Below are 2,958 nucleotides of genomic sequence, written 5' to 3' on the forward strand. Positions count from 1 at the left end.
TTGTGAACCTTAAACACACTGTATAATTCTCAAGACATTTTGGGGTTGTATGGTTAAGTGAATAAGCGTACACGGTGGATGCCTTGGCAGTCAGAGGCGATGAAGGACGTGTTAATCTGCGAAAAGCTTAGGTAAGGTGATAAAAACCGTTATAGCCTAAGATATCCGAATGGGGAAACCCAGTGCATTTATGCACTATCGTTACATGAATACATAGTGTAACGAGGCAAACCGGGAGAACTGAAACATCTAAGTACCCCGAGGAAAAGAAATCAACCGAGATTCCGTCAGTAGCGGCGAGCGAACGCGGACTAGCCCTTAAGCTAGCTAGGTGTTAGTGGAATACTTTGGAAAGAGTAGCGATACAGGGTGATAGCCCCGTACACGACAATACCTTTTTAGTGAAAACGAGTAAGACGGGACACGTGATATCCTGTTTGAACATGGGGGGACCATCCTCCAAGGCTAAATACTCCTGACTGACCGATAGTGAACCAGTACCGTGAGGGAAAGGCGAAAAGAACCCCTGTAAGGGGAGTGAAATAGAACCTGAAACCGTGTACGTACAAGCAGTAGGAGCCCACTTGTTGGGTGACTGCGTACCTTTTGTATAATGGGTCAGCGACTTACATTCTGTAGCAAGGTTAACCGAATAGGGGAGCCGTAGGGAAACCGAGTCTTAACTGGGCGAAGAGTTGCAGGGTGTAGACCCGAAACCGGGCGATCTACCCATGAGCAGGTTGAAGGTTGGGTAACACTAACTGGAGGACCGAACCCACTAATGTTGAAAAATTAGGGGATGACTTGTGGGTCGGAGTGAAAGGCTAATCAAGCTCGGAGATATCTGGTTCTCCTCGAAAGCTATTTAGGTAGCGCCTCGAGCGAATACCATTGGGGGTAGAGCACTGTTTGGGCTAGGGGGTCATCCCGACTTACCAACCCCATGCAAACTCCGAATACCAATGAGTACTACTCGGGAGACACACGGCGGGTGCTAACGTCCGTCGTGGAAAGGGAAACAACCCAGACCGCCAGCTAAGGTCCCAAAGTAATGATTAAGTGGAAAACGATGTGGGAAGGCATAGACAGCTAGGAGGTTGGCTTAGAAGCAGCCATCCTTTAAAGAAAGCGTAATAGCTCACTAGTCGAGTCGGCCTGCGCGGAAGATGTAACGGGGCTAAATCATTCACCGAAGCTGCGGACTTGTGCTTGCACAAGTGGTAGAGGAGCGTTCTGTAAGCCGTTGAAGGTGTACCGGGAGGTATGCTGGAGGTATCAGAAGTGCGAATGCTGACATGAGTAACGATAAGGGGAGTGAAAAACTTCCCCGCCGAAAGACCAAGGGTTCCTATCCCATGCTAATCAGGGTAGGGTGAGTCGACCCCTAAGGCGAGGCTGAGAAGCGTAGTCGATGGGAAACGGGTTAATATTCCCGTACCGACCAATACTGCGATGGGGTGACGGAGAAAGCTAGGCAGGCGCGGCGTTGGTAGTCCGCGTGAAAGTATGTAGGCTGAGAGACTAGGCAAATCCGGTTTCTTAAGGCTGAGATACGAGACGAGTGTCCACGGACACGAAGCTGTTGATGCTATGCTTCCAGGAAAAACCTCTAAGCTTCAGGTATTGGTGATCGTACCCTAAACCGACACAGGTGGTCAGGTAGAGCATACCAAGGCGCTTGAGAGAACTCTGCTGAAGGAACTAGGCAAAATAGTACCGTAACTTCGGGAGAAGGTACGCTCTGGTGTGTGAAGGACTTGCTCCGTAAGCACACTAGAGTCGCAGTGACCAGCTGGCTGCAACTGTTTATTAAAAACACAGCACTCTGCAAACTCGTAAGAGGACGTATAGGGTGTGACACCTGCCCGGTGCCGGAAGGTTAATTGATGGGGTTAGCGCAAGCGAAGCTCTTGATCGAAGCCCCGGTAAACGGCGGCCGTAACTATAACGGTCCTAAGGTAGCGAAATTCCTTGTCGGGTAAGTTCCGACCTGCACGAATGGTGTAATGATGGCCAGGCTGTCTCCAGCAGAGACTCAGTGAAATTGAAATTGCGGTGAAGATGCCGTATACCCGCGGCTAGACGGAAAGACCCCGTGAACCTTTACTATAGCTTGGCACTGAACATTGACCCTACATGTGTAGGATAGGTGGGAGACTTTGAAGCACTGACGCTAGTTGGTGTGGAGTCAACCTTGAAATACCACCCTTGTATGTTTGATGTTCTAACGCAGGTCCCTTATCGGGATCGCGGACAGTGCCTGGTGGGTAGTTTGACTGGGGCGGTCTCCTCCTAAAGCGTAACGGAGGAGCACGAAGGTTGGCTAAGTACGGTCGGACATCGTACGGTTAGTGTAATGGTAGAAGCCAGCTTAACTGCGAGACAGACACGTCGAGCAGGTACGAAAGTAGGTCATAGTGATCCGGTGGTTCTGTATGGAAGGGCCATCGCTCAACGGATAAAAGGTACTCCGGGGATAACAGGCTGATACCGCCCAAGAGTTCATATCGACGGCGGTGTTTGGCACCTCGATGTCGGCTCATCACATCCTGGGGCTGAAGTCGGTCCCAAGGGTATGGCTGTTCGCCATTTAAAGTGGTACGCGAGCTGGGTTTAGAACGTCGTGAGACAGTTCGGTCCCTATCTGCCGTGGGCGTTGGATGATTGAGTGGAGTTGCTCCTAGTACGAGAGGACCGGAGTGAACGAACCGCTGGTGTTCGGGTTGTCATGCCAATGGCACTGCCCGGTAGCTATGTTCGGAACGGATAAGCGCTGAAAGCATCTAAGCGCGAAGCCGGCCACGAGATGAGTCATCCCTCAGACTATAAGTCTGCTAAAGGGTTGTTGAAGACCACAACGTTGATAGGTCAGGTGTGGAAGCGCAGCGATGTGTTAAGCTAACTGATACTAATTGCCCGTGTGGCTTAACCATACAACGCCCAAAATGTTTTAGGCGC

Annotated in this window: 1 rRNA gene; it reads left to right on the plus strand. The window is 50.7% G+C overall.

The features are described 5' to 3' along the window. The first annotated feature begins 51 nt into the window (after nt 1-51). Nucleotides 52-2,933, plus strand: a 23S ribosomal RNA gene (locus BI198_RS15845). Nucleotides 2,934-2,958: the final 25 nt, after the last annotated feature.

Source organism: Rheinheimera salexigens (genome assembly GCF_001752395.1).
Classification (GTDB): Bacteria; Pseudomonadota; Gammaproteobacteria; order Enterobacterales; family Alteromonadaceae; genus Alishewanella; species Alishewanella salexigens.